Source organism: Enterobacter sp. WP_7_1, from assembly GCF_003688535.1.
In the GTDB taxonomy this organism is placed as follows: domain Bacteria; phylum Pseudomonadota; class Gammaproteobacteria; order Enterobacterales; family Enterobacteriaceae; genus Enterobacter; species Enterobacter asburiae.
Window position 1 is genome coordinate 1,580,515 of the sequence record NZ_REFK01000001.1, and the last position, 25,834, is coordinate 1,606,348.

25 protein-coding genes are annotated in these 25,834 nt (G+C 53.7%); 18 read left to right on the top strand and 7 right to left on the bottom strand.

Features of this window, described 5'->3' with window-relative positions:
- Positions 1-77 precede the first annotated feature (77 nt).
- A complete protein-coding gene (locus BJ885_RS07840) occupies positions 78-1,037 on the top strand; it encodes a hypothetical protein (RefSeq protein ID WP_121931607.1) in 960 nt (319 codons plus the stop codon).
- A gap of 7 nt (positions 1,038-1,044) precedes the next feature.
- Here the strand turns inward: BJ885_RS07840 and BJ885_RS07845 are convergent, their stop codons facing one another.
- The gene (locus BJ885_RS07845) at positions 1,045-1,920 is read right to left on the bottom strand and encodes a LysR family transcriptional regulator (RefSeq protein WP_029740896.1); all 876 of its coding nucleotides are present in this window, start codon (positions 1,918-1,920) and stop codon (positions 1,045-1,047) included.
- Between the two features lie 110 nt (positions 1,921-2,030).
- Between BJ885_RS07845 and BJ885_RS07850 the strand changes: the two genes are divergently transcribed.
- The 12 genes from BJ885_RS07850 to BJ885_RS07905 all read left to right on the top strand — a co-directional run bounded on the left by BJ885_RS07850 (position 2,031) and on the right by BJ885_RS07905 (position 15,945).
- The gene (locus tag BJ885_RS07850) at positions 2,031-2,882 is read left to right on the top strand and encodes a Vmh family MBL fold metallo-hydrolase (protein WP_059346800.1); all 852 of its coding nucleotides are present in this window, start codon (positions 2,031-2,033) and stop codon (positions 2,880-2,882) included.
- A gap of 232 nt (positions 2,883-3,114) precedes the next feature.
- On the top strand, positions 3,115-3,330 hold the full coding sequence (bdm, locus tag BJ885_RS07855) for a biofilm-dependent modulation protein (protein ID WP_013096534.1): 216 nt from the start codon (positions 3,115-3,117) through the stop codon (positions 3,328-3,330).
- Positions 3,331-3,425: 95 nt separating this feature from the next.
- The gene (sra, locus tag BJ885_RS07860; RefSeq protein WP_008501714.1) at positions 3,426-3,563 is read left to right on the top strand and encodes a stationary-phase-induced ribosome-associated protein; all 138 of its coding nucleotides are present in this window, start codon (positions 3,426-3,428) and stop codon (positions 3,561-3,563) included.
- Between the two features lie 176 nt (positions 3,564-3,739).
- Complete coding sequence (locus BJ885_RS07865; RefSeq protein ID WP_029740894.1) at positions 3,740-5,437, top strand: NAD-dependent malic enzyme; 1,698 nt, start codon at positions 3,740-3,742, stop codon at positions 5,435-5,437.
- A 322-nt stretch (positions 5,438-5,759) separates the two neighbouring features.
- A complete protein-coding gene (locus BJ885_RS07870; protein ID WP_121931608.1) occupies positions 5,760-7,472 on the top strand; it encodes an ABC-F family ATP-binding cassette domain-containing protein in 1,713 nt (570 codons plus the stop codon).
- A 198-nt stretch (positions 7,473-7,670) separates the two neighbouring features.
- Positions 7,671-8,681, top strand: a complete 1,011-nt coding sequence (adhP, locus tag BJ885_RS07875) for an alcohol dehydrogenase AdhP (protein ID WP_121931609.1) — start codon at positions 7,671-7,673, stop codon at positions 8,679-8,681.
- 149 nt (positions 8,682-8,830) lie between these two features.
- Entirely contained in the window at positions 8,831-10,450 is a 1,620-nt protein-coding gene (locus BJ885_RS07880) for a TIGR04028 family ABC transporter substrate-binding protein (protein ID WP_121931610.1), read from the top strand.
- Between the two features lie 10 nt (positions 10,451-10,460).
- A complete protein-coding gene (locus tag BJ885_RS07885) occupies positions 10,461-11,405 on the top strand; it encodes an ABC transporter permease (protein ID WP_024909556.1) in 945 nt (314 codons plus the stop codon).
- Entirely contained in the window at positions 11,402-12,250 is an 849-nt protein-coding gene (locus tag BJ885_RS07890) for an ABC transporter permease (protein WP_121931611.1), read from the top strand. The genes BJ885_RS07885 and BJ885_RS07890 overlap by 4 nt, the downstream gene beginning before the upstream one ends.
- A complete protein-coding gene (locus BJ885_RS07895; protein ID WP_121931612.1) occupies positions 12,250-13,857 on the top strand; it encodes an ABC transporter ATP-binding protein in 1,608 nt (535 codons plus the stop codon). Before BJ885_RS07890 ends, BJ885_RS07895 begins: the two co-directional genes overlap by 1 nt.
- Complete coding sequence (locus tag BJ885_RS07900; protein ID WP_121931613.1) at positions 13,854-14,843, top strand: putative FMN-dependent luciferase-like monooxygenase; 990 nt, start codon at positions 13,854-13,856, stop codon at positions 14,841-14,843. Before BJ885_RS07895 ends, BJ885_RS07900 begins: the two co-directional genes overlap by 4 nt.
- A gap of 10 nt (positions 14,844-14,853) precedes the next feature.
- Positions 14,854-15,945 (top strand): alkylhydroperoxidase domain protein, encoded by a 1,092-nt coding sequence (locus BJ885_RS07905; RefSeq protein ID WP_121931614.1) that lies wholly within the window; start codon positions 14,854-14,856, stop codon positions 15,943-15,945.
- A gap of 6 nt (positions 15,946-15,951) precedes the next feature.
- On the opposite strand, the gene araJ is transcribed toward BJ885_RS07905, so the two are convergent.
- From araJ to BJ885_RS07920, 3 genes are all read right to left on the bottom strand, one after another.
- The gene (gene araJ, locus BJ885_RS07910) at positions 15,952-17,127 is read right to left on the bottom strand and encodes an MFS transporter AraJ (RefSeq protein WP_047647646.1); all 1,176 of its coding nucleotides are present in this window, start codon (positions 17,125-17,127) and stop codon (positions 15,952-15,954) included.
- 187 nt (positions 17,128-17,314) lie between these two features.
- Positions 17,315-17,821, bottom strand: a complete 507-nt coding sequence (locus BJ885_RS07915) for a YbjP/YqhG family protein (protein ID WP_121931615.1) — start codon at positions 17,819-17,821, stop codon at positions 17,315-17,317.
- Positions 17,821-18,189: a hypothetical protein gene (locus tag BJ885_RS07920; RefSeq protein WP_121931616.1), complete on the bottom strand. Its 369-nt coding sequence runs from the start codon at positions 18,187-18,189 to the stop codon at positions 17,821-17,823. Before BJ885_RS07920 ends, BJ885_RS07915 begins: the two co-directional genes overlap by 1 nt.
- Before the next feature lie 513 nt (positions 18,190-18,702).
- Between BJ885_RS07920 and BJ885_RS07925 the strand changes: the two genes are divergently transcribed.
- Positions 18,703-19,374 carry an SOS response-associated peptidase gene (locus tag BJ885_RS07925; RefSeq protein ID WP_121931617.1) on the top strand — a complete coding sequence of 224 codons (672 nt, stop codon included), beginning with the start codon at positions 18,703-18,705 and terminating at the stop codon, positions 19,372-19,374.
- On the opposite strand, the gene BJ885_RS07930 is transcribed toward BJ885_RS07925, so the two are convergent.
- The 3 genes from BJ885_RS07930 to BJ885_RS07940 all read right to left on the bottom strand — a co-directional run bounded on the left by BJ885_RS07930 (position 19,367) and on the right by BJ885_RS07940 (position 21,545).
- Positions 19,367-20,635, bottom strand: coding sequence for a Y-family DNA polymerase (locus tag BJ885_RS07930; RefSeq protein ID WP_121931618.1), 1,269 nt, complete (start codon positions 20,633-20,635; stop codon positions 19,367-19,369). The genes BJ885_RS07925 and BJ885_RS07930 overlap by 8 nt on opposite strands.
- Before the next feature lie 2 nt (positions 20,636-20,637).
- Positions 20,638-21,057: a translesion error-prone DNA polymerase V autoproteolytic subunit gene (locus BJ885_RS07935; RefSeq protein WP_121931619.1), complete on the bottom strand. Its 420-nt coding sequence runs from the start codon at positions 21,055-21,057 to the stop codon at positions 20,638-20,640.
- A 179-nt stretch (positions 21,058-21,236) separates the two neighbouring features.
- Positions 21,237-21,545, bottom strand: coding sequence for a hypothetical protein (locus tag BJ885_RS07940; protein ID WP_147449215.1), 309 nt, complete (start codon positions 21,543-21,545; stop codon positions 21,237-21,239).
- A gap of 115 nt (positions 21,546-21,660) precedes the next feature.
- Here BJ885_RS07940 and BJ885_RS07945 point away from each other — a divergent pair, with 115 nt between their 5' ends.
- The 4 genes from BJ885_RS07945 to BJ885_RS07960 all read left to right on the top strand — a co-directional run bounded on the left by BJ885_RS07945 (position 21,661) and on the right by BJ885_RS07960 (position 25,779).
- The gene (locus BJ885_RS07945) at positions 21,661-22,023 is read left to right on the top strand and encodes a GtrA family protein (RefSeq protein WP_121931621.1); all 363 of its coding nucleotides are present in this window, start codon (positions 21,661-21,663) and stop codon (positions 22,021-22,023) included.
- The gene (locus tag BJ885_RS07950; protein ID WP_121931622.1) at positions 22,020-22,943 is read left to right on the top strand and encodes a glycosyltransferase family 2 protein; all 924 of its coding nucleotides are present in this window, start codon (positions 22,020-22,022) and stop codon (positions 22,941-22,943) included. The genes BJ885_RS07945 and BJ885_RS07950 overlap by 4 nt, the downstream gene beginning before the upstream one ends.
- Entirely contained in the window at positions 22,940-24,574 is a 1,635-nt protein-coding gene (locus BJ885_RS23180; RefSeq protein WP_147449216.1) for a DUF6056 family protein, read from the top strand. The genes BJ885_RS07950 and BJ885_RS23180 overlap by 4 nt, the downstream gene beginning before the upstream one ends.
- A gap of 110 nt (positions 24,575-24,684) precedes the next feature.
- Positions 24,685-25,779 (top strand): acyltransferase, encoded by a 1,095-nt coding sequence (locus BJ885_RS07960; RefSeq protein WP_183128614.1) that lies wholly within the window; start codon positions 24,685-24,687, stop codon positions 25,777-25,779.
- Positions 25,780-25,834: the final 55 nt, after the last annotated feature.

Sequence of the window (25,834 nt, forward strand, 5' to 3'; positions counted from 1 at the left end):
ACTACGCATCTGCCCCACCCTGGAACACAGACAATTCCAGGACTTTCACCTGCTGTACCAACAAAAAGGATAATGATATGGCGCTAAAAATCAGGATGGCCGTTGCCGTAACCACGCTGGCTCTGTCGCTGACTTCACTGGCAAAAACGCCGGAAAGCTTTATCTATACCAGCTCGGGCGATCTCGACGCGGCGTTTCCGCTTGTTGCGCGAAGCGATATCGGCGGCGTGCAGATCGTTTACAACTGGCGCCTGCTGGAACCCGAGAAGGACAGCTATGACTTCTCGCGGATTGAACAGGATCTGGCGCGCGTTAAGGCCGCCCGAAAAAAGCTCTTTATTCAAATCCAGGATCGTTTCTTTGAGCCGGACGCCCGCTACGTGCCGGACTATCTGATGCACGATAAGCGATACGGTGGCGGGATTGCGCTGCAGTTCGATAACCCCGGCGAAGGCAAGCCCGTCGGTTCAGGATGGGTGGCGCGTCAGTGGGATCCCGCCGTGCGCGAGCGCTATCAGGCGCTGCTGGCCGCCCTCGCGAAACGCTTTGATGGCGAGGTGTACGGGGTAAACCTGCCCGAAACCGCCATTGATATCGACGAAAAAAATCCGCCCGCCGGATTTACCTGCGACAGCTATTTTGCGGGTGAAATGGAAAACCTGACCTTTGCGCGAAAGGCTTTTCAGAAATCACACGTTGTGCAGTACGTGAACTTCTGGCCGTGCGAATGGGATAATGACCACAACTACATGGGGCGTCTGTTTGCGTATGCCAGCGCCAACAACGTCGGTCTGGGCGGGCCGGACATTGTTCCCAACCGCAAGGCGCACATGAAGAATGCCTATCCCTTCTTCCATAAAAATAAACAGACGCTGCCGCTCATCGCCATGGCGGTTCAGGAACCGACCCTGACCTATAAGGATCCTCAGACCGGAAAACCGTTCACCAAAGCGGAATTTGTCCGCTTTGGTGAAAGTTATCTCGGTGCCGATATTATTTTCTGGAGCACGGCGTCACCCTGGCTAAAGGCGAAGTAATCCCTTCTTATGCCAGGTAGCGCGACAGTTCGTCAAGAAACACGCGCAGCGCGGCAGGCTGGTATTCCCGGGACTGATAAATGCCATGGATGGCAAGCGGTTTCGGCTCAAGCGCCTCCAGCACCGGCACCAGTAATCCCTGTTCCAGAGCGGCAGACGCTTCGCGCTCCGGCAGCATGGCGATACCGCAGTGCTTAATCGCCGCGTCCATCAGCAGCGAAGAGATGCTGGCGCTCAGGTTGCCGCTGACGGCCACGCTCAGGCTTTCCCCTTCCGGCGTCAGAAAGTGCCAGGACTGCCCGGCGAAAAAGCTGTAGTGCAGGCAGTTGTGCTGCGCTAATTCTTCGGGGCTGACGGGGGTACCGTGCTGTGCCAGATACGCCGGCGAGGCGCAGAGCACCGAGCGACATTCCCCCAGCCGGCGGGCAATCATGCCGGGTTCGGGGTTGTCGGTAATGCGCACGGCGACGTCAATGCGCTCTCCCACCAGGCTGACCGGGTGGTTATTCACGTCCAGCTCGATGCGCAGCTGCGGGTAACGCGAGAGCAGGCCGGGCAGGACCGGTGCAATCAGGTGCATGGCGGTAAAATGAGCGCAGGCCACCCGCAGCGTGCCGGACGGCAGATCTTTCTCCGACTGGCCCTCGATTTCCTGCGAAATCTGCGAGAGCGTCCGCGTTTTTTGCAGCACCTTTTCCCCTGCTGCGGTCAGCGTCAGCTTGCGCGTGGAGCGGTTTACCAGCCGCGTTCCCGCCCACTTCTCCATTTGTTCAAGGTAGCGGCTCACCATCGGTCGGGAAATGCCCAACGCGCGGGCCGCCGCGCTCAAACTGCCCAGTTCGCATATCCGGTTGTAGACCTGAGCGGCGATAACGCGATCCATATAAGCTCCATTTGCTCGATTTATGAAACTAAGCATGTCTTGTTTCAGGAATTCTGGCAAATGCGAATATCCGTACAATAGACACATTCCTGAACAACAGAGACAACAGCATGAAACTCACTCACCTTGCCCTCCTTTCCACCCTTTTCACTCCGGCGGTTTTTGCCGCGCCGTTGACCATCGATACCTATAACCCGCAGGAAAAAGGCATTTTCCCGGTCTCCTCTACGCTGGTTTCCGGCCCGAAGGAAGCTGTGCTGTTTGACGCGCAGTTCAGCGTGAAGGATGGCGAAGCGCTGGTAGAAAAAATCCGCCGCAGCGGTAAAACCCTGAATAAGATTGTGATCACCTCCGGCGATCCGGATTTCTATTTTGGCCTGCAGCCGCTGGTCAAAGCCTTCCCGAATGCCAAAGTGGTGGCCACGCAGCATGTGGTTGACCATATTAAAGCCACCAAAGACGCCAAGCTCGCCTTCTGGGGCCCGCAGATGAAGGACGGCGCGCCAACGGAGCTGGTCGTCCCGCAGGTACTTGCCTCCACCACGTTCATGGTTGACGGGGAAAAGGTCGACATCGAACAGCCAGACAGCTATGCGGCCTATGTGTGGATCCCGTCAGCAAAAACGATCCTCGGCGGCACCGGGGTAGCCTGGGGTATTCACGTCTGGACGGCAGACACCCAGACGCCGGAAAGCCGCAAGCAGTGGCAGGAAACGCTGGAGAAGATGGCCGCGCACAAACCAGAACGTGTGATCCCGGGCCACTATCTGGGCACCCCACCAGCGGGTACTGGCGCGATTGATTTTACCCGCGACTATCTGCAGCGCTTTGAAAAGGCTTTAGCCGCGCATAAAGATTCCGCAGGCGTCATCGGCACCCTGAAAAAACAGTATCCAGGCCTGGCTGACGAAAGCTCGCTGGAATTAAGCGCCAAAGTGAACACTGGCGAAATGAAGTGGTAATTTAAAAACGGCTCCTGCTATATTTCCGCGATAGCAGGAGCCCCGCCAAAATATCCCCGCCGTTCCCCGTCGATATAGCCACACTTTTTAAAAGCGCATAAAAGCATGCACTTAGGTTATTTTTATTTCTAAGATGAATCTGAACCACAACCGGGAAAATATTTGCCATTCTGTTTATGAATTAAATTTTTTGCGAGCCGTACCATTAAACAGACAACGACACGGAGGCAGCATGTTTACTTATTACCCGGCTAATACTGCAGCAGCACAACCTGAACTCGTTAACGCGATTGCGCAGGGTCTTCACGCCGAGCACGGTGCTGTGACTGAAGATGACATTTTGATGGAACTGACCAAATGGGTGGAATCCACGGATAATGACATCCTCAGTGACATCTACCAGCAGACTATTAACTACGTCGTCAGCGGGCAAAACGCACCCTTGTAAAAACCTGCTAAGCTGGATCTGCAACCTAAGGGGTTACATTTCGTTTGCGTAAGCAAACTGGTCCTTAAAACTATCAACAGGATTGAGGAGTTAACATGAAATCGAACCGTCAGGCACGCCATATTCTGGGACTGAACTACAAGCTTTCAAATCAGCGTAAGGTGGTGATTGAAGGCGACCACGAAACGCAGGTCACGCACGCCACCGGCAGAAAACGCCACGCAGGCAAGTAAGTTCCAGACTGAGATCCAGAACACCATCGGTAATCCCGGTGGTGTTTTTGTTTATGTGTTGCGGTAATTAATATTTAGCTCCTTTATAATACCGCCTGACCGCACCCCATCGCACAGGCCAGAAAGATGACAAACAGCAGTGTCAGGGACGGATCTTCATAAAAAGAGTGAGTGACATGGACAACAAACTGAAAAAACATCGTTCCTTATACATCCCATACGCTGGACCGGTTTTACTCGAATTCCCCCTGCTCAACAAAGGCAGCGCCTTCAGCATGGAAGAGCGCAGCAGCTTTAACCTGCTGGGTTTACTGCCCGAAGTGGTTGAAACCATTGAAGAACAGGCGGAGCGCGCGTGGATCCAGTATCAGGGTTTCAAAACCGAAATCGACAAGCACATTTACCTGCGCAACATTCAGGACACCAATGAAACCCTCTTCTACCGCCTGGTGCAAAACCATCTCGAAGAGATGATGCCGGTGATCTACACCCCGACGGTGGGTGCGGCCTGCGAGCGTTTCTCAGAGATCTACCGTCGTTCACGCGGGGTATTCATCTCCTATCAGAACCGTCACAACATGGACGATATTCTGCAGAACGTGCCGAACCACAATATCAAAGTGATTGTGGTGACCGACGGCGAACGTATTCTCGGCCTCGGCGACCAGGGCATTGGCGGGATGGGGATCCCAATCGGTAAACTCTCTCTTTACACCGCCTGCGGCGGCATCAGCCCGGCGTATACCCTGCCGGTGGTGCTGGACGTCGGGACCAACAACCAGCAGTTGCTCAACGATCCGCTCTATATGGGCTGGCGCCATCCGCGCATCACCGACGACGAGTACTATCAGTTTGTCGACGACTTCATCCAGGCGGTGAAGCACCGCTGGCCGGACGTTCTGCTGCAGTTTGAAGACTTTGCGCAGAAAAACGCGATGCCGCTGTTGAACCGCTATCGCGATGAGATCTGCTCCTTTAACGACGATATCCAGGGCACCGCAGCCGTGACCGTAGGTACGCTTATCGCCGCCAGCCGCGCAGCCGGCAGCCAGCTGAGCTACCAGAAAATCGTCTTCCTGGGCGCAGGCTCTGCGGGCTGTGGTATCGCCGAGCAGATTATTGCCCAGACGCAGCGTGAAGGCTTAAGCGAAGAGCTGGCCCGCTCCCGCGTCTTTATGGTTGACCGTTTCGGCCTGCTGACCGACGGTATGCCGAACCTGCTGCCGTTCCAGACCAAGCTGGTGCAGAAGCGCGATAACCTGAAAAACTGGGATACCGACAACGAAGTCCTTTCCCTGCTGGACGTGGTGCGCAACGTGAAGCCGGATATTCTGATCGGCGTTTCCGGGCAAACCGGCCTCTTCACCGAAGAGATCATTCGCGAGATGCACAAGCACTGCGAACGCCCTATCGTGATGCCGCTTTCCAACCCGACCTCCCGCGTGGAAGCGACGCCGCAGGACATCATCGCCTGGACCGAAGGTAACGCGCTGGTCGCGACCGGCAGCCCGTTCGACCCGGTGGTGTGGAAGGATAAAACCTATCCGATCGCCCAGTGCAACAACTCTTACATCTTCCCGGGCATTGGTCTGGGCGTGATCGCGTCCGGCGCGTCCCGCATTACCGATGAGATGCTGATGTCGGCGAGCGAAACCCTCGCGGGCTACTCGCCGCTGGTCAACAACGGTGAAGGGCTGGTGCTGCCGGAGCTGAAAGACATTCACAAGGTGTCGCGCGCCATCGCGTTTGCGGTAGGTAAAATGGCTCAGCAGCAGGGCGTGGCGGTGAAAACCTCTGCCGACGCGCTGCAGCAGGCCATCGACGACAACTTCTGGAAGCCTGAATACCGCAGCTATCGCCGTACCTCGATTTAATCCGCTCCGACCGGTCCCTCTCCCAAAGGGAGAGGGAATTAGATTCGCCCCCTAGCCAAACCCCTTTTCCCCCGCTACACTCCCTTCATCCATTAACCTACTGAATATATAAGGAGGCCAATTATGCTGTATCGTGAAATTTTCAATGTTTCACATACATTTGGTGATCGCACCAGCTCAAGCGTTATCGGTATCGTGCTGCGATAACTTCTGCTTGAGCGAAGACACCAACCCCTGAAATCCCTTCTCTCGGGCTTACTGAGTTATCGTCAGCGATGTTTGACGAGGCATAAACATGCCTGTAACTCTTGGGTAAGCAACAATGAGCACTTTACTCACTGCACAATCTTTACGCGTTGATACGGCGTTTGGCACGCTCTTCGACTCACTCTCCTTTACGCTGAAAAAAGGCGACCGCATTGGCCTGCTGGGCGACAACGGCTGCGGCAAAAGCACGCTGCTGAAGGTGCTGGACGGCACTGACTCCCCCGCCGCCGGAACCGTCGCGCTGGCCGGACACTGCCTGATGGCGCGCGTGGAGCAACATCTCCCGGACGTCATTTTCCCGCTGACCATGCTGGATGCCGTACTCGCACAGCTGCCTTTAGCCGAGCGCGATAGCCTGCGCTGGAAAGCCGAAACGCTGCTGGCGAGCATGGGCTTCACGCCGCAGGATATGGCGCTGCAATCCGCCACGCTGAGCGGCGGACAGCACACGCGCCTGCTGCTGGCGCGGGCGCTGATTCACGACCCGGATCTGCTCCTGCTCGATGAACCCAGCAACCACCTTGATTTGCCGACCATGCTCTGGCTGGAACACTTTCTGCAGAACTGGTCAGGCAGCTTCGTGCTGGTCTCCCATGACCGACAGCTGCTGGATGCCGTCACCAACGGCAGCTGGATCCTGCGCGATAAAACGCTGCACTACTTCGCCCTTCCCTGCACGGCCGCCCGCAAGGCGCTTGAAGCAAAGGATGAAAGCGATGCGCAGCGCCACAAGGCGGAGCAAAAGGAGATCGACCGCGTGACCGCCAGCGCGAAGCGGCTGGCGACCTGGGGCAAGGTTTACGACAACGAAGACCTGGCCCGCAAAGCCAAACAGATGGAAAAACAGGTCGAACGGCTGAAGGATAGCCAGACGGCGCTCACGGCAGGCAGCCAGTGGACGTTAACCCTGCGCGGCGACGCGCTGCGGGCAGACCGTCTGCTGGAGATGGAAAACCTCAGCGTCCCGCCTGCGCCCGGCCTACCGCCGCTGTTTAACATCGAAACGGCGCGGCTAAAAAGCGGCGATCGCGTGGCGATTGTCGGTCGTAACGGCTGCGGCAAATCGTCTCTGATGAGGCTTATCTGGCAACAGTTTGCCGATGAGCCCGCAGACAGCGGGTTGAAAATCCATCCGCGCGTGTCGCCAGGCTATTACGACCAGACGCTTCACCAGCTTGCGGACAACGCCACGCTGCTCGACGCACTGGAGCCTTTCGCACCGGATCCGCAGAACCGCAAAATGGCGCTGATAAGCGCGGGTTTCCCGTGGGCGCGTCACGGGCAAACGGTCAGCACGCTCAGCGGCGGCGAACGCTCGCGCCTGCTGTTCGTTGGCCTGACGCTTGCCCGCTATAGCCTGCTGATGCTGGATGAGCCGACCAACCACCTCGACATGGAAGGCAAAGAGGCGCTGGCGCAAACCCTCCAGCAGTTCGAAGGCGGCGTGCTGCTGGTCAGTCATGACCGCCAGTTAATTAGCCAAAGCTGCAACCGTTTCTGGCTGATTGAAGAGGGAAAGCTGAGCGAGTGGCACGATGCAGAAGCGGTGTTTGAGCGCCTGCGTGAAAGCGCGGGGCTGGTGACCACCGCCGCGCCCGTCATCGACGCTGCGACGGTTCAACCCTCGCCGTATGACGATCTGCTCGAACGGCTGGTCGCGCTGGAAACGCTGCTGGAAGACGATCTGGCGCGTAAGCCGAAGCATCAAAAGCCGCAGCTGCAGGCGCAATGGCGTAAAGAGATAGAGGAGATAGAGGCACAGCTGTAAGTCTGCGCCCGGCGAGTCTCTCTCGTCGGGCCAGTATTTTCCCCCTAAATTATTAGAGGAACGCCGTATTCTTATTCTGAAATCGGATTAAATGATGACATTATGTTGCCATTGCCTTGCATTACAGCCCCAAAGCACTAATCCTTGAGGAGTATTACACCTGCTATGCAGATACTCATCATGAACAAGGAGATACACATGAAGGCTGCTGTTGTCACTCAGGATCATCAGGTCAACGTCACCGAAAAAACGTTACGCCCGCTTAAGCACGGGGAAGCCCTGCTGAAGATGGAGTGCTGTGGCGTATGCCATACCGATCTCCACGTGAAGAACGGTGATTTCGGCGATAAAACAGGGGTTATCCTGGGCCACGAAGGGATTGGTATCGTAAAAGAAGTCGGCCCAGGCGTGAAGTCGCTGAAAGTCGGCGATCGCGCAAGCGTGGCCTGGTTTTTCGAAGGCTGTGGCCACTGCGAATACTGTAATACCGGCAACGAAACCCTGTGCCGCGATGTGAAAAACGCCGGTTACTCCGTTGACGGCGGCATGGCGGAAGAGTGCATCGTCACCGCGGACTACGCCGTAAAAGTGCCGGACGGTCTGGAATCCGCGGCGGCCAGCAGCATCACCTGCGCCGGCGTGACCACCTACAAAGCGGTGAAGGTCTCTGGCATCAAACCGGGCCAGTGGATTGCAATCTATGGTCTGGGCGGGCTGGGTAACCTCGCGCTGCAGTACGCCAAAAACGTCTTTAACGCCAAAGTCATCGCCCTTGACGTTAACGACGAACAGCTGAAGCTGGCGGCCAGCATGGGTGCGGATTTAACCATCAACTCCCGCAGCGAAGACGCCGCAAAAATTGTGCAGGAGAAAACCGGCGGCGCGCATGCCGCAGTCGTGACTGCCGTCGCAAAAGCCGCATTCAACTCAGCCGTTGACGCCGTGCGTGCCGGTGGCCGCGTGGTCGCGGTTGGCCTGCCGCCGGAAGCGATGAGCCTCGACATTCCGCGTCTGGTGCTGGACGGCATTCAGGTAGTGGGTTCGCTGGTCGGCACCCGTCAGGATCTGCAGGAAGCCTTCCAGTTCGCCGCTGAAGGTAAGGTCGTGCCGAAAGTCACGATGCGCCCGCTGGAGGACATCAACGCTATCTTTAAAGAGATGGAACAGGGCCAGATCCGCGGCCGTATGGTGATCGACTTACGTTCATAATCGTTCATCTTTCATTACCGCTCCTCGCTGGGGCGGTTTTTTTATAGCCATTTTCCGGCAATCCTTATCTTAATTCCTTGGTTCCCTTGTTTTCCCCCGCGCCCGATGATGAATCCGACGCTAACAAGAAGATAACAAAGGAATTCACCATGCAAACCCCATTTCGTCTGCCGCTGCTGACGGCGCTGATTCTGGCGACAACCGCAGTCTGGGCAGCAGATGCGCCCGTCAAAGGCGGTACGCTGATTTATCTGGAGCAACAGGCGCACACCAACCTCTATCCGCCTGCCGGTGGCTTTTACCCGAACGGCGGCATTCTGAATCAAATCACCGACAAACTGACGTGGCAGAACCCAAAGACGCTGCAGGTGGAACCCTGGGTCGCCGAAAGCTGGACCACCAACGCCGATAAAACCGAATACACCTTTAAGCTTCGTCCCGGCATCACCTTCTCCGACGGCACGCCGCTGGACGCTAACGCCGTGGCGAAAAATTTTGATACCTACGGTTTAGGCAATAAGGCGCAGCGCCTGCCGGTATCAGAAGTGATCAATAACTACGATCGCAGCGAAGTCATCGACCCGCTGACCGTGAAGTTCTACTTCAAAAAACCGTCGCCGGGGTTCCTGCAGGGCACCGCCACCATTGGCTCGGGTCTGGTCTCGCTCAGCACGCTTAAGCGCAACTTCGAAGAGCTGGGGGATGCCCGCCATATCATTGGCTCCGGCCCGTTTGTGGTGAAGGACGAGAAGCTGGGACGTGAGGTGACGCTCGAAGCGCGCAAAGACTATCAGTGGGGCCCCAAAAATCTGGCGCAACAGGGGCCCGCCAATCTCGATGGCATCAAGTTTATCGTCACTCAGGAAGACAGCGTGCGCGTGGGCGCCCTGCTGGCCGGTCAGGCCGACTTTATCCGCCAGGTGCAGGCGTATGATGAAAAGCAGGCGACCGATCGGGGCTATAAGATCTACGCCGCCCCGACGCGCGGGGTGAACGACAGCATCAGCTTCCGCCCGGACAACCCGCTGGTCTCCGATATTCGCGTACGCCAGGCGCTGCTGCATGCCACCAATGCAAAACAGGTGGTCGAAACCCTCTTCTCGGCCAACTATCCGCAGGCGAAGTCCGTGATTGCAGGTTCCGCCGCAGGCTTTGTCGACCTCAGCGACAAATTGACCTTTGACCCGGCAAAAGCCAGTCAGCTGCTGGACGAGGCGGGCTGGAAAGCAGGCGGCGACGGGATCCGCGCCAAAGACGGCCAACGGCTGGCACTGACGGTGTATGAATCCCTGCCGCAGCCGCAAAACAAAGAGGTGCTGCAGCTGGTTGCCCAGCAGTGGCGACAGGTGGGCGTGGCGCTGAGCGTCAAAGCCGGTGACGCAGGCAGCCGCACGCTGGATAACCTTGACCCGCTGAAAACCCCGTTAACCGTCTCCGAAGTGGGCCGCGCCGATCCTGACGTGGTGAAAAGCATGTTCTACCCGGCTAACCGCGACGCGCTGCTGCAAAAAGGGGGATCCAGCGACAAGGTCAAAAACTTCCGTGACGACAGGCTGAATGAACTGCTGGTGAACATTTCGGCTGAGGTCGATCCGCAAAAACGCCTGCAGCTGGCGGGGGACGCCCAGCGCTACCTGCTGGATAACGCCTACGTCATTCCGATTTTCGAAGAGCCGCAGGTCTTTGCCGGTGCGCCATGGCTGAAAGGCGTCAATTTTGAAGCGGTAGGCCGCCCGTCGTTCTACGGCGCGTGGATTGAGAAACACTGAGGAGCTGACGATGCGCCACGCACTTCTTCAACGCTTTGGGCACGGGCTGCTGGTACTGTGGGCCGCCTTTACCCTCTCGTTCGTGTTGCTCCAGGTGCTGCCGGGCGACGCGGTGCTGATTAAATTTCAGAACCCGGACCTGGGCTTAAGCCCGGCGCAAATCGAGGAGATGCGCGTGGCCTACGGCGCGGACAGCCCGCTGTGGCAACAATACGGCCACACGCTGCTGGCGATGCTGCGCGGGGATTTCGGCTATTCGCTACAGGCCGGCGTGCCGGTCAGCGAGCTGATTGCCAGTAATCTGCCGGATACCCTGAGTCTCGCCCTGCCCGCGTTTGTGCTTGCGGTCCTGCTGGCGTTTGCGCTGGCCTTTGCATCGCGTCTGCCGGGTCTGCGCTGGCTGAGTAATACCCTCCAGTCTCTGCCGGTCCTGTTTATCTCCCTACCCACGTTCTGGCTCGGGATTGCCCTCATCCAGCTCTTTTCTTTTCAGCTGCGGCTGATCCCGGTGATTAACCCGACGCCGCTCCAGGGGCTGATCCTGCCGATCGTGACCGTCGCGATCCCGATATCCGCCCCGCTGGCACAAATTCTGATGCGCAGTCTGGACCAGGTGGCGACGCAGCCGTTTGTCGCCGTGGCCCGTGCCAAAGGGCTGAGTGAAACCGCCGTCCTGTGGCGTCACGTTACCGGCAACGCCCTGCTGCCGGTCCTGAACATTGCCGGGCTGCTGCTGGGCGAGCTGATTGCCGGGGCGCTGATCACGGAAACCGTTTTTGGCCGCAGCGGGCTCGGACAGCTGACCCAGCAGGCCGTGAATAACCAGGATATCGCCGTACTTCAGGCGGTAGTGATGATTTCCGCCCTCGGTTTTGTCCTGATCAATCTGCTGGTGGATCTGCTGATGCCGCTGCTGGATCCCCGTCTGCAAACCGTTACCGGAGGTGCATCATGAGTCTGGTCGATTACGTTGCCGCCGCGCGAAAACGCGTTCCAGCCTGGCAGGCCGTGGAATGGCAGCCGGGGCTGTGGCTGGCATGGGGGGTGATTATTCTCGCCGCTTTTGCCGCCGTGGCGCCCGGCCTGTTAACCCACTACAGCCCGATTGAGGGCATCGCCGGGGCACAGCGCCTGGCGCCGCAGGCGGGACACTGGCTCGGCACCGATCAGCTTGGCCGCGATGTTTACACGCGTATTGTCTACGGTGCATCACACTCCCTGAGCGCGGCGCTGGCCGCCGTGACGATGGGTCTGGTGGTCGGTACCGGCTTAGGGGTGATTGCCGGGGCGTTCGCCGGACGCGTCGAGTCTCTGCTGATGCGCTTCGTCGACGTGCTGCTGTCCATCCCGTCTCTGCTGCTCTCGCTGACGGTGATTATTCTGCTCGGATTTGGCACCGTTAACGCCGCGATTGCCGTCGGCGTGGCCTCCATTGCCAGCTTCGCCCGCCTCGCGCGCGGTGAAGTCGTGCGTATCCGCCATACGGATTATGTCGAAGCGGCGTTCGGCAGCGGCGGGACGTTTTTCGCCGTGCTGTGGCGACACATCCTGCCCAACGCGTTAACCGCCGTTCTGGCCTTTGCCACGCTGCAGTTTGGTCAGGCCATCCTGGCGCTCTCTACGCTGAGCTTTCTCGGCTACGGCACCCCGCCGCCGGTGCCGGAATGGGGCTTATTGATTGCCGAAGGCCGTAACTATCTCTCTACCGCCTGGTGGCTCACCACCTTCCCCGGCGTCGTCGTCATCGCCGTGGTGCTGGCCACCAACCGTATCAGCCAACAGTTCAGCGGAGGTCGCTAATGACCGTGCTCTCAGTGGAAAATTTGACGATCAGCTACCGTACCGCGCGCCAGTGGCGAGAGGTGGTGCATAACGTCAGCTTCACGCTCGGGCGAGGGGAAATGCTGGCGTTTGTCGGCGAATCCGGATCCGGCAAAACGACCACGGCACAGGCGATCATTGGTCTGCTGGCCGATAACGCCCGGCGCGATGCGGGAAAAATATCGCTCAACGGCGAGGAGATTAGCCGATGGTCCGCGAAGCGTCTCGATACCCTTCGCGGGGCGCGAATTAGCCTGGTCCCGCAGGATCCGGGTAATTCGCTCAACCCGGTGAAAACCATCGGTGCGCAGGTCGGAGAGATCGTTCAGCTCCACCAGAAGGTGACCCGCGCAGAGCGCGACGAGCAGGTGCTCGCCCTGCTGACAAAGGTCGGCCTGAGCTACCCCGAACAGCGCATGACGCAGTATCCCCACCAGCTCTCCGGCGGGATGAAACAGCGCGTGTTGATTGCCATTGCCATTGCCCTGCGCCCGGACGTGATCGTTGCCGATGAGCCCACCAGCGCGCTGGATGTGACGGTGCAAAAACGCATTCTCGATCTGCTGGATATCCTGCGCCGGGAATCGGGTACCGCCGTTCTGTTTGTCACCCACGATCTGGCGCTGGCCGCACAGCGCGCGGACAGGCTGCTGGTGTTTCGCGATGGCGAGGTTCAGGAACAGGGCAACACCGCCGATATCGTCCGCACGCCGCAGCACGCCTACACCCGCCAGCTGTTGAGCGATCTCCAGGGCCAGCGCCTGACCATCGCCCCGGTAGCCGGTCGCCCGCTCGCGTCCCCGGCCATTCGCGCCCGCGGTATCAGCAAACAATTCTCCCTGGGCAAAGGTCACCAGCTTCAGGCGCTGGATCGGGTGACGTTTGACGTCAGGCGCGGCAGTACGCATGCGCTGGTCGGTGAATCCGGCTCCGGGAAAACCACCCTCGCCCGTATTTTGCTGGGTTTTGAACAGGCCGACAGCGGGCAGGTCATCATTGATGATATTGATTCCACCGCGCTCAGCCGCGAGGCCCGCCGTCAGCTGCGCCAGAAGATCCAGTTTGTCTACCAGAACCCGTTTGCCTCTCTCGATCCGCGTCAGACGCTGTTTGACATCATCGAAGAGCCACTGAAGAACTTTTCTCGCCTCGGCAAGACGGAGCGAAAGCTCCGGGTGGAGACGGTGGCGCAGCGGGTTGCCCTGCCCGTCGAACTCCTGACCCGCACCGCCCAGGAACTTTCAGGCGGGCAGCGGCAGCGCGTTGCCATCGCCCGGGCGCTGATCCTGGAACCGACCATTCTGGTGCTGGACGAAGCCACCTCCGCGCTGGACGTCACCGTGCAGGCGCAGATTCTGGCTCTGCTTCAGCAGCTGCAGCAGCAGCTGGGATTGACCTACCTTTTTATCACGCACGATCTGTCTACCGTGCGCCGGATCGCCCACAGCGTCACGGTGCTGCGCAGCGGTCAGGTGGTCGAACAGGGTGACGTCGGAACCTTATTCGCGTCGCCGCAGAACGATTATACCCGCGAGCTGATTGACGCCATTCCCCATTTTTCACCCGCTACGGAGGAGTTCGCATGACGCGAAAACGCCTGGGATTTTTCACCCGCCTGCTTGACGACGCTTCGCCAAAGGAGCGCTATCGTCTGGCAACTGAACAGATCCGCCACGCCGAACGCCACGGTTTTGACAGCGCCTGGATTGCCCAGCACCACTTCCACGAAAGTGAAGGCGGCCTGCCGTCGCCGCTGCTGTTTCTGGCGCACGTAGCCGCGCATACCGAAACCATCCGCCTGGGCACGGCCATCATCACCCTGCCGATGGAAAACCCGCTGCGCGTCGCCGAAGATGCCGCCGTGCTCGATTTACTCGCCGATGGTCGTCTTGAGGTCGGTTTTGGTTCGGGCGGCACACCGACCTCATTTCTGCCGTTCGGCCTGACGTTTGAGGAGCGCGGCGCGGCGTTTGCTGACCATTTGCATGTGATCCAAAGCGCCTGGCGCGGGGATTCGCTGACCCATCCGGATAACCACCTTTACCCGCCTGCGCCACAGCTTGCCGACCGTATCTGGATTGCCACCTTCTCTGTTGACGGAGCCGTTCGCGCCGCCCGGGCCGGACACGGTTTAATGCTCTCCCGCACGCAGCCGCGCCCGGCAGATCGGCTGGATTTAACGCTCGACGAGATCCAGAACCCGATTGTGGATGCCTACCTTGAGGCGCTGCCTGCGGGCATCGCACCGCGCATTTTGGCCTCCCGTACGGCGTTCGTCGCCGACAGCGACGACTATGCGCTCAGGGTCGCGACGCCGGGCCTCACGAAACAGGCCCAGCAGCATCGCGCTGCCGGGCACGTGGTTAAAGGTGACAACGTCACCGACTATCGCCGCCAGTTTGACGCGCATATTGGTTCGCCCGATACGGTGCTGCATTCTCTGAATGCTGATTCCATTCTCAGGCGCGCCACGGATATTTCATTCCAGGTCCATTCGGTCGAACCCACGCATCGCGACACGCTGCGGTCCATCGAACTGATCGCCGAACGTATTGCCCCCCACATCCTTTGAGGAGACACCTATGTCATTAAGTCAGGACATTCTCGCCGAGCTGGCGGAAATTAAACCCGGTTCCCCTCTGGCAGAGGCGCGCGCCACGCGTGATGCCGCCACGCGCCACGCGCAGGGCAGCTACGAAATCCTCTTTAGCCAGCAGGATGCTGATTTTGCACTCGACGAGCGCTTCGCCGTGGCGGCAAAAGTCGCCAGGTGGCACAGCGCGGAGGCGCTGGCCGCACACTATGCAGGGTTTGGCCTGGCCGATCCCACCTCAGAACGCCTGACCCCGGCGCTGAACTTCGCGCGCCTGCTGACGTTCTCACCCGTCGAAGCGACGCCAGCAGCGTTAAAGGCGCTGACCCAGGCGGGATGGAGCAAGGAAGGCATTGTTACCCTGGCACAACTCGTCGCGTTTGTGAGCTTCCAGAGTCGACTCATCACCGGACTGCGGCTGCTGAACGACAGGCCCGTCGCCAAAAGCGATGCGCCGGTGGCGGCAGGCATCTGGCACACGACCGCAACAACGGTCACCGGAAAGGCGGCACCCGTCGCGTTTACCCAGCAGGAGCTGGGATGGGAACCGTGGATAGCGGCCAAACCGCTGGCGGATTTCCGTGACGATGAGGTTGCCATTCTGGCGAAATTTGGCCATACCGATTCTGACTACTTCCGCCTGCTGGGGCGCAACCTGCCGGTACTTGAACAGCGCACGTTGACGGATAAAGGAATTTTTTATACATCGGGGGGATTGCCGCGCGCAGAGCGCGAGCTGGCCGCAACGGTAGCCAGTAAAATCAACGGCTGCATTTACTGCGCATCTGTCCATGCGCGTAAAGCCAGCCAGCTGTCAAAGGATGACGCGGCGGTGGAAGCCCTGCTGGCCGTGAGGCCGGGGCGGTCCCTGAGCGAGGGGCAATCCGCACGCTGGCAGGCGGAAATCGATTTTGCGGCAGCGCTGTCGGTCACGCCGCCTGCCGCCACGCCGCTGCACCTTGCCGCGCTGGAAAAAGAGGGGCTGGATACCTTAGCGCAGCTTGATCTGGTGCAGTCCGCCGCGTTCTTCGCCTGGGCCAACCGTCTGATGCTGACCCTGGGTGAGCCCTGGCTTGCCTGAAATCTGTCAGGCTAGCGCGCGAGCGTTAGCCTGAGCCCGTCTGGCCCGCAGGTGGCCGTAGATCAGCAGTGCACTCATGGCCGAGAACGAAAGTATTGCCGCCGGCAGCGTGACGTAACGCCAGCTAAAGCCGAGGACAATCATCATCCCGCCAAAGTACGCGCCAATTGCACTGCCGAGATTAAACGCCATCTGTCCCCCTGCCGCCCCCAGCATCTCACCGCCCTTCGCATTTTGCAGAAGCAGAATTTGTAGCGGCGCAGAGAGCGCGAACAGCCCGGCGCAGCAGATAAAGCCCATGACCAGCGAGGCCGTTTTCAGTTCACCAAAGGCGAAAAGCAGCAGCAGCGAGGCGACAATCACCATGTCGGTGGTGGCCGCAATGCGCAGCGGGCTAAAACGCCCCGAGAGCTTACCGCTCAGAAGATTGCCCAACACCATACCAAGCCCCATCAGCATCATGATGGCCGTCATCATCCCTTCTGAATAACCGGAGACGATGACCATAAACGGCTTAACGAAGCTGAACCATGCGAACACCCCGGCGTTGCCAAACATGGTGGCGGCAAAAATCAGCCAGGGTTCTGGTTTTTTCAGAAAGTGGAACTGCTCGGTCAATTTGATTTCTGACGTGTCGCGGATGTCCGGTACCCAGAGCAGAACCGAGAGGATCACCAGCGCATCGAATACGGCAATCAGAAAAAAGGTATAACGCCAGCTGAACTGGTGCCCGAGCCAGGTCCCCAGCGGAACGCCCACCAGGTTGGCCACGGTCATACCGGCGATCATCCCTGCCACCGCGACCGTCACCCTACCCGGTGGCGCAATTTTAGACAGGATAATCGCCCCGACGCCAAAAATAGCCCCGTGCGGAAAGCCGGAAATCAGCCGCCCCACCGCCAGCCAGAAATAGGATGTGGAAAACGTGAACAGGGCATTGCCGACAGCGGACATCGCCACCAGAAACAGCAGCGTGGTTTTTAACGAGAACTTGCCTGAGAATAACGCCACAATCGGGGCGCCAATCACCACGCCGAACGCATAAAACGAGATCATATTCCCGGCGGAGGGAATCGAAATACCGGTGTCATGTGCCAGCTCGGTTAACACGCCCATAATGCCAAATTCGGCCATTCCCAGGCCAAATGTGCCAAGCGCCAACGAAAAAATTGTCTTTTTCATACCTCAACCACTGGTTAATCACTCGCGACGGGCATTATTGAATAATCCTGTATGGTGAGCCAGCTCAAATCCGTTGGCTGGCAGGTTAATCCATTAATTCAGGAGTTTTCTCCCATTGCTACGCGGCGGGAATGGGAAACAAAAAGCCCCGACTGGTGTCAGGGCCAAAGGGTTTAAGGTTTAGCTTTTACAGTTCGCTTTCTGCCGCTGATTTAGCGCGTGTAATAGCGCCAGCATTGAAAATTGGGTGCTCGTGATTGTTCGTTATGTCACGAACGCGGTAAATTTTCCATGCATCTCCTTCACGACGAAGAAAGACTTCAAGATGTATGCTTCTTCCATCACCCGCCCCCTCAATGACCTGGACTACTTCACCGTTTAAAAATGGCCTTGCGTTTCCCACTCGTAACGCAGGTATCCAATCGCGAGAGTAATCTTGGGTATACGTAAAATAATCAGATTCGATTAACTCTTGTTCAGAGATTTCCTGAATGGCGCTAATGCGAGCAATAGTATCAGCAGAAACATATTTACGCAGTGCGTCGGCAGGATAAGGCCTGGCTTCATCGCTGCCGAATGCGGAAAGATAGGATTTATAAAATGATTCGGTAGCGTCTTGCGCGCTCTGATCTTGACGGACAGCCGAACTACATCCCACCAGCAGCATAACGAATGATAAAAATATCCTTTTCATCAGTGCATCCTGTAAATTTTAAAGGATGGTTGCATTTTGCGGTACCCAGGCCCCGGATACATGCTTTTTTGAATAAAGTCAGAAATCCACTGCTTACCGTCATACATAGTCATGTGACCTATGCCATTTCCTCCAGGATACGGCTGTATCACAGCCACATCGCCAGAAATTAAAGTAGAACCGGGCGGCAGCTCACTGAACCCAGCACGTAATAACTCCGCCCCATAATCTTTTGCATAATCTGTGTTCGGCACCTTAACGCCTCCAGCCAGAATGGCCAGGCGGGTAAACTTAGCACATTCACTATGAGAGTGCCCCAGAGCGTGTGAACGGAGATACGAAACTGCAGCTTCTTTATTCCAACTCATTCTTAGTTCCTTTAAGTAAATAAGAATGAAATTATCACGCTAACCACATATAGCGTGTGGGTTTAAAAGTGCTGATTTTATTGCATCTACATAGGGGAATGGGTGCTAAACCCCTTCGCGAATACCTCAGTATCTGCTTAAAAAAAGTGTTGTGAAATTAATTACCTAAAAACATTACGCATAATATCAGGTGCTTTATCCAACATTTTTTTAAACATCGTCTTTTCAGGGGTTTGCATTAAAATCAGTTACTTGAAAAAAGAATGTCTGGGGAATAGCGGCAAATAGCGGCTATTTTTTCGCCCCGGAATACACCCCAAACACTATTTTGCCCCCAAAAATGCCCCCAAAATTCACGCTTTTGCGTAGCTCCTTCCAGTTTACCAACGACCCGCTTTACCCCCTCCCTGACTTCCATCATCATGCTCCTGTTTCAAAATCATAAAGTTTCGGTGCGCACCAGTTTTTTTAATCCCTGCCCTATACTTTCAGTCTGACTGACTGGAGGTTTCTATGTGTGGACGTTTTGCACAAGCCCAAACCCGTGAAGAATATCTGGCATACCTGGCCGACGAAGGCGATCGCGACATCGCATATGACCCAGAACCGATTGGACGTTACAACGTGGCGCCCGGTACCAAAGTACTTCTGTTGAGCGAACGCGATGAGCAACTTCATCTCGATCCGGTATTCTGGGGTTACGCTCCCGGGTGGTGGGATAAACCGCCACTGATTAACGCGCGCGTCGAGACGGCGGCCACCAGCCGAATGTTTAAACCTCTGTGGCAGCATGGTCGGGCAATCTGTTTTGCGGATGGCTGGTTCGAATGGAAAAAAGAAGGCGACAAGAAGCAGCCCTACTTCATTCACCGCGCCGACGGACAACCAATATTCATGGCCGCGATCGGCAGCACGCCGTTCGAACGCGGCGACGAAGCTGAAGGTTTTCTCATCGTGACGTCTGCAGCTGATAAAGGCCTGGTCGATATCCACGACCGCCGGCCACTGGTTCTGTCACCAGAAGCGGCCCGGGAATGGATGCGTCAGGATGTTGGCGGGAAAGAAGCAGAAGAAATTATCTCCGACGGCTCTGTGCCGGCAGACAAGTTTATCTGGCACGCCGTGTCGCGCGCCGTGGGGAATGTGAAGAACCAGGGACCGGAGTTAATCGAACCGGTCACTTAACAACGAGCAGATCCGAATATCTGGTCGTATACCGCGGCGATAGCATTTCACGCTTCATCTGCCACTGCTGCTGTATGCCCTGCCCGGCAAAGTACAGCGTGCCTTTACCACCTTTGGCATTGAGGTGATCCAGTATGTTCATCAGTGGTGCGCTGTCGCTGCGCGGCGCGTTCTCGTCGAACAGGTTTAGCTGAGCAACCCCCTGACTAAAGAAGTCGCCGAGCATAATGCCGGCTTTCTGGTACCGATGACCATCCTTCCAGATTTTGTCCAGACACTTTACTGCAGCGTTAATGATGTCGCGGCTATCCTGGGTGGGTGTGAGAAGCTTAATTGAAGAGCTGTTACCGTAATACGGCTCATTAAGCGCGAATGGAGAGGTTTTCACGAAGGCAGAGATAAAGCGGCAGTATTGGTGCTCCCCACGAAGCTTTTCTGCGCCACGGGCAGCATAGGAACAAATAGCCTGGCGCATCTGCTCATAGTCGGTAACGCGTTCGCCGAATGAACGACTGCAGACGATTTCCTGTTTAACGGGGGCAAACTCTTCCAGATCAAGACAGGGTTCGCCACGCAACTCCCGGACTGTTCGCTCGAGGACCACGTTAAAGTGTTTGCGGATAATCCATGTGCTTTGCTCTGAGAGGTCCAGAGCCGTCTTTATTCCCATGGCATTGAGCTTCTTGCTGATACGCCTGCCGACACCCCACACATCCTCCACAGGTACGATAGCTAACAATCGACGCTGACGGTCGATGTTAGACAAATCAACCACCCCACCAGTCTGGCGCTGCCATTTCTTGGCTGCGTGGTTTGCCAGCTTAGCGAGTGTTTTAGTCTGCGCGATGCCAACCCCGACAGTCAGATGCGTACGCTTCAGAACTGTCGCGCGAATCTCTTTTCCGAACTCCGTCAGGTCCCGGCAATTCCTGACGCCTGTCAGGTCGCAAAAAGCTTCGTCAATGCTGTAAATTTCGACACGGGGGCTCATTTCCTCAAGTGTCGTCATTACCCGGTTCGACATATCCGCATAAAGCTCATAGTTGCTACTGAAGCAAACAACACCGGCACGGCGGAACAACTCCTTTTGCTTGAAGAATGGCTCCCCCATGGTAATTCCAGCGGCTTTGGCCTCGGCGCTGCGTGCAATGACACACCCGTCATTGTTTGAGAGAACGACAACCGGCCGGCCTCTTAAATCGGGCCTGAAGACCGTCTCGCATGATGCGTAGAACGAGTTCACATCACAGAGCGCGAACATGTTCAGCTCGCCGATTTAACGATGAACGTTACGACACCGAACACATCGAGCGTATCCTCGCTGCCGACGATAATCGGTGAGTAAGCGCTGTTCATGGGATTGAGTTGCACAGTCGGGCGCAGCTGCAGGCGTTTAACAGTGAACTCCCCTTCCACCGCAGCAATGACAATGTCACCGTGCTCAGCAGTCCGGGAACTATCCACCACCAGCAGATCGCCGTCGCTGATCCCGGCCTCAATCATCGAGTCGCCGGCAGCTTTTACGAAGTACGTCGAGCTGGGATGGGACACCAGCAACTCATTGAGATCAATACGCTGCTCAACGTAATCAGCAGCCGGGCTGGGGAACCCGCATTGCACCAAATCGCTAAAAAGCGGGATAGCAATAATTTTGCGTAACTCTGCCGGTCTGAAGAACTCCATGATGCATACCTCAAATACTGTTTTTATATACAGTAGTTTTAACTGGGGTACTGATCAAGATGCCCGTTCGTTTCTGTTCGGTTACTTCCTAGCCGCTTCGTTTCTAAGCCTGTAACGCTATTAGCTTTTTGATATTTGTAAATTTCAGCAGGAAGAGTGTCAATTGCTCACTTTGGGTACTACATGAAGGGGTTTTCGTCTGAGGAAACCGGGTAAATGGTATGCGTGACCACACCAACCAGACGAACATCATCAAGCGCATCGCCTTCGATGGCCTCACCGTCATCAGTGATCAATGCATCACCGGCCCAGTACGCATGCTGGCGGCGGCCGCAAAACCAGATGAGCAATGTATCTCCCCGCTTAAACAGCGTTGAGTTATCTATGACATCATAGCCGTCCTGGGTTTCAACAATGTTGGACGAACGAGGGATGAATGGCTCAGAAACCGCAACAAAAGCGGCATGCATGTCTGCTGTGCGTGGCATAGTCACCTCACAAAAAAACAACTGTATTTATATACAGTATCGCTAAATGTGAGACTCGATCAAGTTTCACAGTGGTGCTAAACTTCAGACCTTTCCGAATTGACTGATTTATATAATGTTAAAGCTCTTTGCTAAGTACACATCAATCGGCGTCATAAACACGCTCATTCACTGGGTTGTGTTCGCTATTTGCATATGCGCGTTTCACACAGGTCAGGCACTTGGCAACTTCGCCGGTTTCGTCGTGGCGGTGTCGTTCAGCTTCTTTGCAAACGCCAGGTTCACCTTTAAGTCCTCGACTACTACACTGCGCTACATGCTGTATGTCGGGTTTATGGGAACCTTGAGTGCAGCTGTTGGTTGGGCTGCCGATAAGTCCGGTATGGCGCCGATCGTGACTCTCATTCTCTTCTCCGCCATCAGTCTGGTGTGCGGCTTTATCTATTCAAAGTTCATTGTCTTTAGGGATGCGAAATGAAAATTTCTCTGGTCGTTCCGGTGTTTAATGAAGAGGAAGCAATTCCGATCTTCTATAAAACCGTTCGGGAATTTGAAGGCCTTCAACAGCATGAGGTAGAGATAGTCTTCATTAATGACGGCAGCAAAGACGCGACAGAATCAATTATTAACGCGCTTGCCGTTGCCGATCCGCTTGTTGCTCCACTGTCATTCACTCGCAACTTCGGTAAAGAGCCGGCTCTGTTCGCAGGGCTTGACCACGCGACCGGTGAAGCGATTATCCCGATTGACGTTGATCTGCAGGACCCTATCGAGGTCATTCCTCACCTGATTGAGAAGTGGCAGGCTGGTGCTGATATGGTGCTGGCCAAACGTTCTGACCGCTCAACTGATGGGCGGCTGAAGCGAAAGACCGCCGAATGGTTCTACAAGCTCCACAACAAAATCAGTAATCCGCAGATCGAGGAGAATGTTGGCGATTTCCGCCTGATGTCTCGTGAGGTTGTGGAAAACATCAAGCTCATGCCAGAGCGTAACTTGTTCATGAAGGGAGTTCTAAGTTGGGTTGGTGGGAAAACTGATGTAGTGGATTACGCACGTGCTGAGCGCGTAGCAGGCCGCACTAAATTTAATGGCTGGAAACTGTGGAACCTTGCACTTGAAGGAATAACAAGTTTCTCTACTTTCCCATTAAGGGTTTGGATGTACATAGGCTTCATAATTGCATCTATGTCGTTCTTTTATGGTTCATGGATGGCTTTGCAGACATTAATTATAGGCAATCCGATAAAGGGATACACATCTTTGTTAGTATCCATACTTTTTATCGGTGGTGTTCAATTAATCGGCATAGGTGTTTTAGGTGAATATATAGGGCGAATCTATATTGAAACAAAAAACAGACCACGTTATTGTTTAAAACGGAATAAAAACAAATGATCTCCAGAAATAATATCATAGTCATAGGTGTTATTTTTTTACTTATGCTGGTCCCCTATTTACACACACCAGTATTGTCAGATGATTATTACTACTATTTTCATGCCAGCTTTCGAGAGCAAATAGGTCACTACCTAGTTTGGAGTGGGCGAGTAGTTACTAACATATTTAGTTCTTATATGCTCAGATATGTTAATCATGATATTTATCAAGCTTTGACAGCAATTGCTTTATCAGCAAGTGTTTATCTAATTGCAGCTATACCATCTGCGTTATTAGATACTAAGCCAAGACCAAGCGCAATTGCGATAATAATCATTTTTTTATCTTTTTGGGTATCAAACCCTGCTCTTGGAGAAACTTTCTTTTGGTTTGTTGGAGCATCAAATTATCTATGGCCTATATTTTACATTTCTTTGTTTTTTGTTATTTTGGCTCGACAAAGAAAATCTCATTCAGTACTTAGTTATGCTGGGGCTATTTTCATTGGTTTTCTAGCAGGCTGCTCAAATGAAAACACATGTATTATTGCAACGATACTGACAATTTTATATGCACTTTCTTTTAAGCGCTTTAGATTGTCAGCACCATATTTAATCGGGCTTGTCATGGGATCGTCCGTACTTTTATTTAGCCCCGGAGCTTCAATCAGGTCTTCTTATTTTGAAGATTGGCATTCACTAACATTATTAGAAAAAATTGATCAACATTTATTTGAAAGACTGCCTGCAGCTTTGGATAGCTTGTGGCCAATTTTTTTAATTATCATATTCATTACACTATCATTTGGGATGCTCAAGATAGAATCAAGAGTTTCATTGACCTGTGCACTCTCATTTTTCATTGGTGGAATACTGTGTGACCTAGCATTTGTTGCATCACCATATATGCCTGAGCGAGCAGGGATTGGTGCACTATTTATGTTTTTAATATCACTTTCCTTCCTGATTTACGCTACCAATATCTCAAGTGAAAAACTATATCGAAATTTAATTTTTGGGTTTGTGATTTTGTTCGCCTTGACTTATTTTTTACCATCTTATGGTCTAATTTCTTACTCTTTCATTAGAGCCTCTAAGCAAGATGCTATTCGTATGTCAATGTTAACGCAGCAAATAAACCAAGGGAAAAAGGAGGTTGTGATACCTGACTTTTACCTAAACAGACTTTTAAAAAAATCAGACGGCTTCCCGACTTTCAAAAACTCATATATGTTTAATTATTTTAAAGTAGACAAAATTATTGAGGAGCCAATTAATTTCGATTATTCAGTTATTGAATCACTTCCAAAGAAAGATATTAATGCAAGATTAAATGAAGGCATAATACTGAAGTCTATTTATTTTTATACTGATAGATTGTCAGGAAAAAACAAGCTAATTTATCGAATCTCAGGCGATGTAAATGTCTATTTGTCGAAGGGAAATGCCATTTTTTCGCATGTTACCTTACGTGATAATAAAACTATAAACATGGATACAGCCATCAAAGCTGTTAAGGTGAAAGATGATTGGTATACTTATAGTGATGCAGGTAAGCTAAATTTATCTGAAATAGGAAAGATCAACATCGGAATGTACACTACCGAGCCAGTACAAGTAATATCCAGTAGTTATTTAGAATTTAAATGATAATTTTGAGATTAAATTAGTTTATTGGTAAATGGCGCTTTAGGCAGCGCCATTTCATTAAAGCCTTACAAACATAAAAGATGTCATTTCTATTCTATAAGGATTTCATCATGGTCATTAGTATACACTACTTAAGAGGCATAGCAGCTTTGCTCGTAGTTTTATTCCACTTAAGAGGTTATATTAACAACGCTTACGCACATTCAAATCTTGGAGATTTACTATTTGTTAATGGTGCTTTTGGTGTGGATTTATTCTTTGTAATCAGTGGGTTTATCATCTGCTTTGCAACTCGAGAAAAGGAATGTTATTACCCAATAAAATTTGTTATAAGAAGATTCTTTAGAATTTATCCACTTTTGATCATATCAATGTTAGTTTATTTTATTTTCCTGACCGTTAAAAAAGGATCTACCGGGTTAGACTCATGGTTTTTATGGTCAATCGCCCCTCTCCAAATAGATTATCATGCTGGAGCTCCTTACTTTGGTTACAATGTTCTTGCAATAGCATGGACATTAACTTATGAGATTTCTTTTTATATTATTTTCCTTATTTCGATGATAATCTCTCATAAACACAGAGCTACATTATGTGCATCCATAATTTTGGCAATGGTTTTAATCACACAATTATGTAGCGCTAATCCAACACTAGAAGGGGAAAATACTAATTATATCAGAAATGACTTTATCACTCTTATTTCATCCCCTATATATTTAGATTTTGTTTATGGCATAATTTCATATGCCGTATATAATAATTTCTTACCAGCTCTAAATAAATATAGAGGATCAATTTTAAATACATTGCTAATTTTAATTACGACATTAACTACGGCTTTAGTATTTACGACAAAACATAATGATCATGGACCTTTAGGCTGGGGTGGCATGGCTTTTGTCATTGTCGTATCAATGTCTTTATTGGAAAAAAGTTTCTCAACAGCTAAAATTAAACCCCTCAACTTACTCGGGAATATTTCATTTTCTTTATATATGTGTCATTTCATTTTCATTGAGATAATTACCGCATACTTTCCGAATATACCAATAAACGGATTCACCGCCTTAGTCCTCATGACCGCCTGCTCAATCGCAATAGCATCTATTACATTTAAAGTTATTGAGACGCCTTCAGTTAAAATGTCAAAGAAAATTATAGCATGGATAGACAGAAAAAACTTTGAGCGAATTGTTCGATAGTTAAATGGCGCACAAAGTGCGCCGCTGTAAACTACAAATATTGGCATCCATTCGA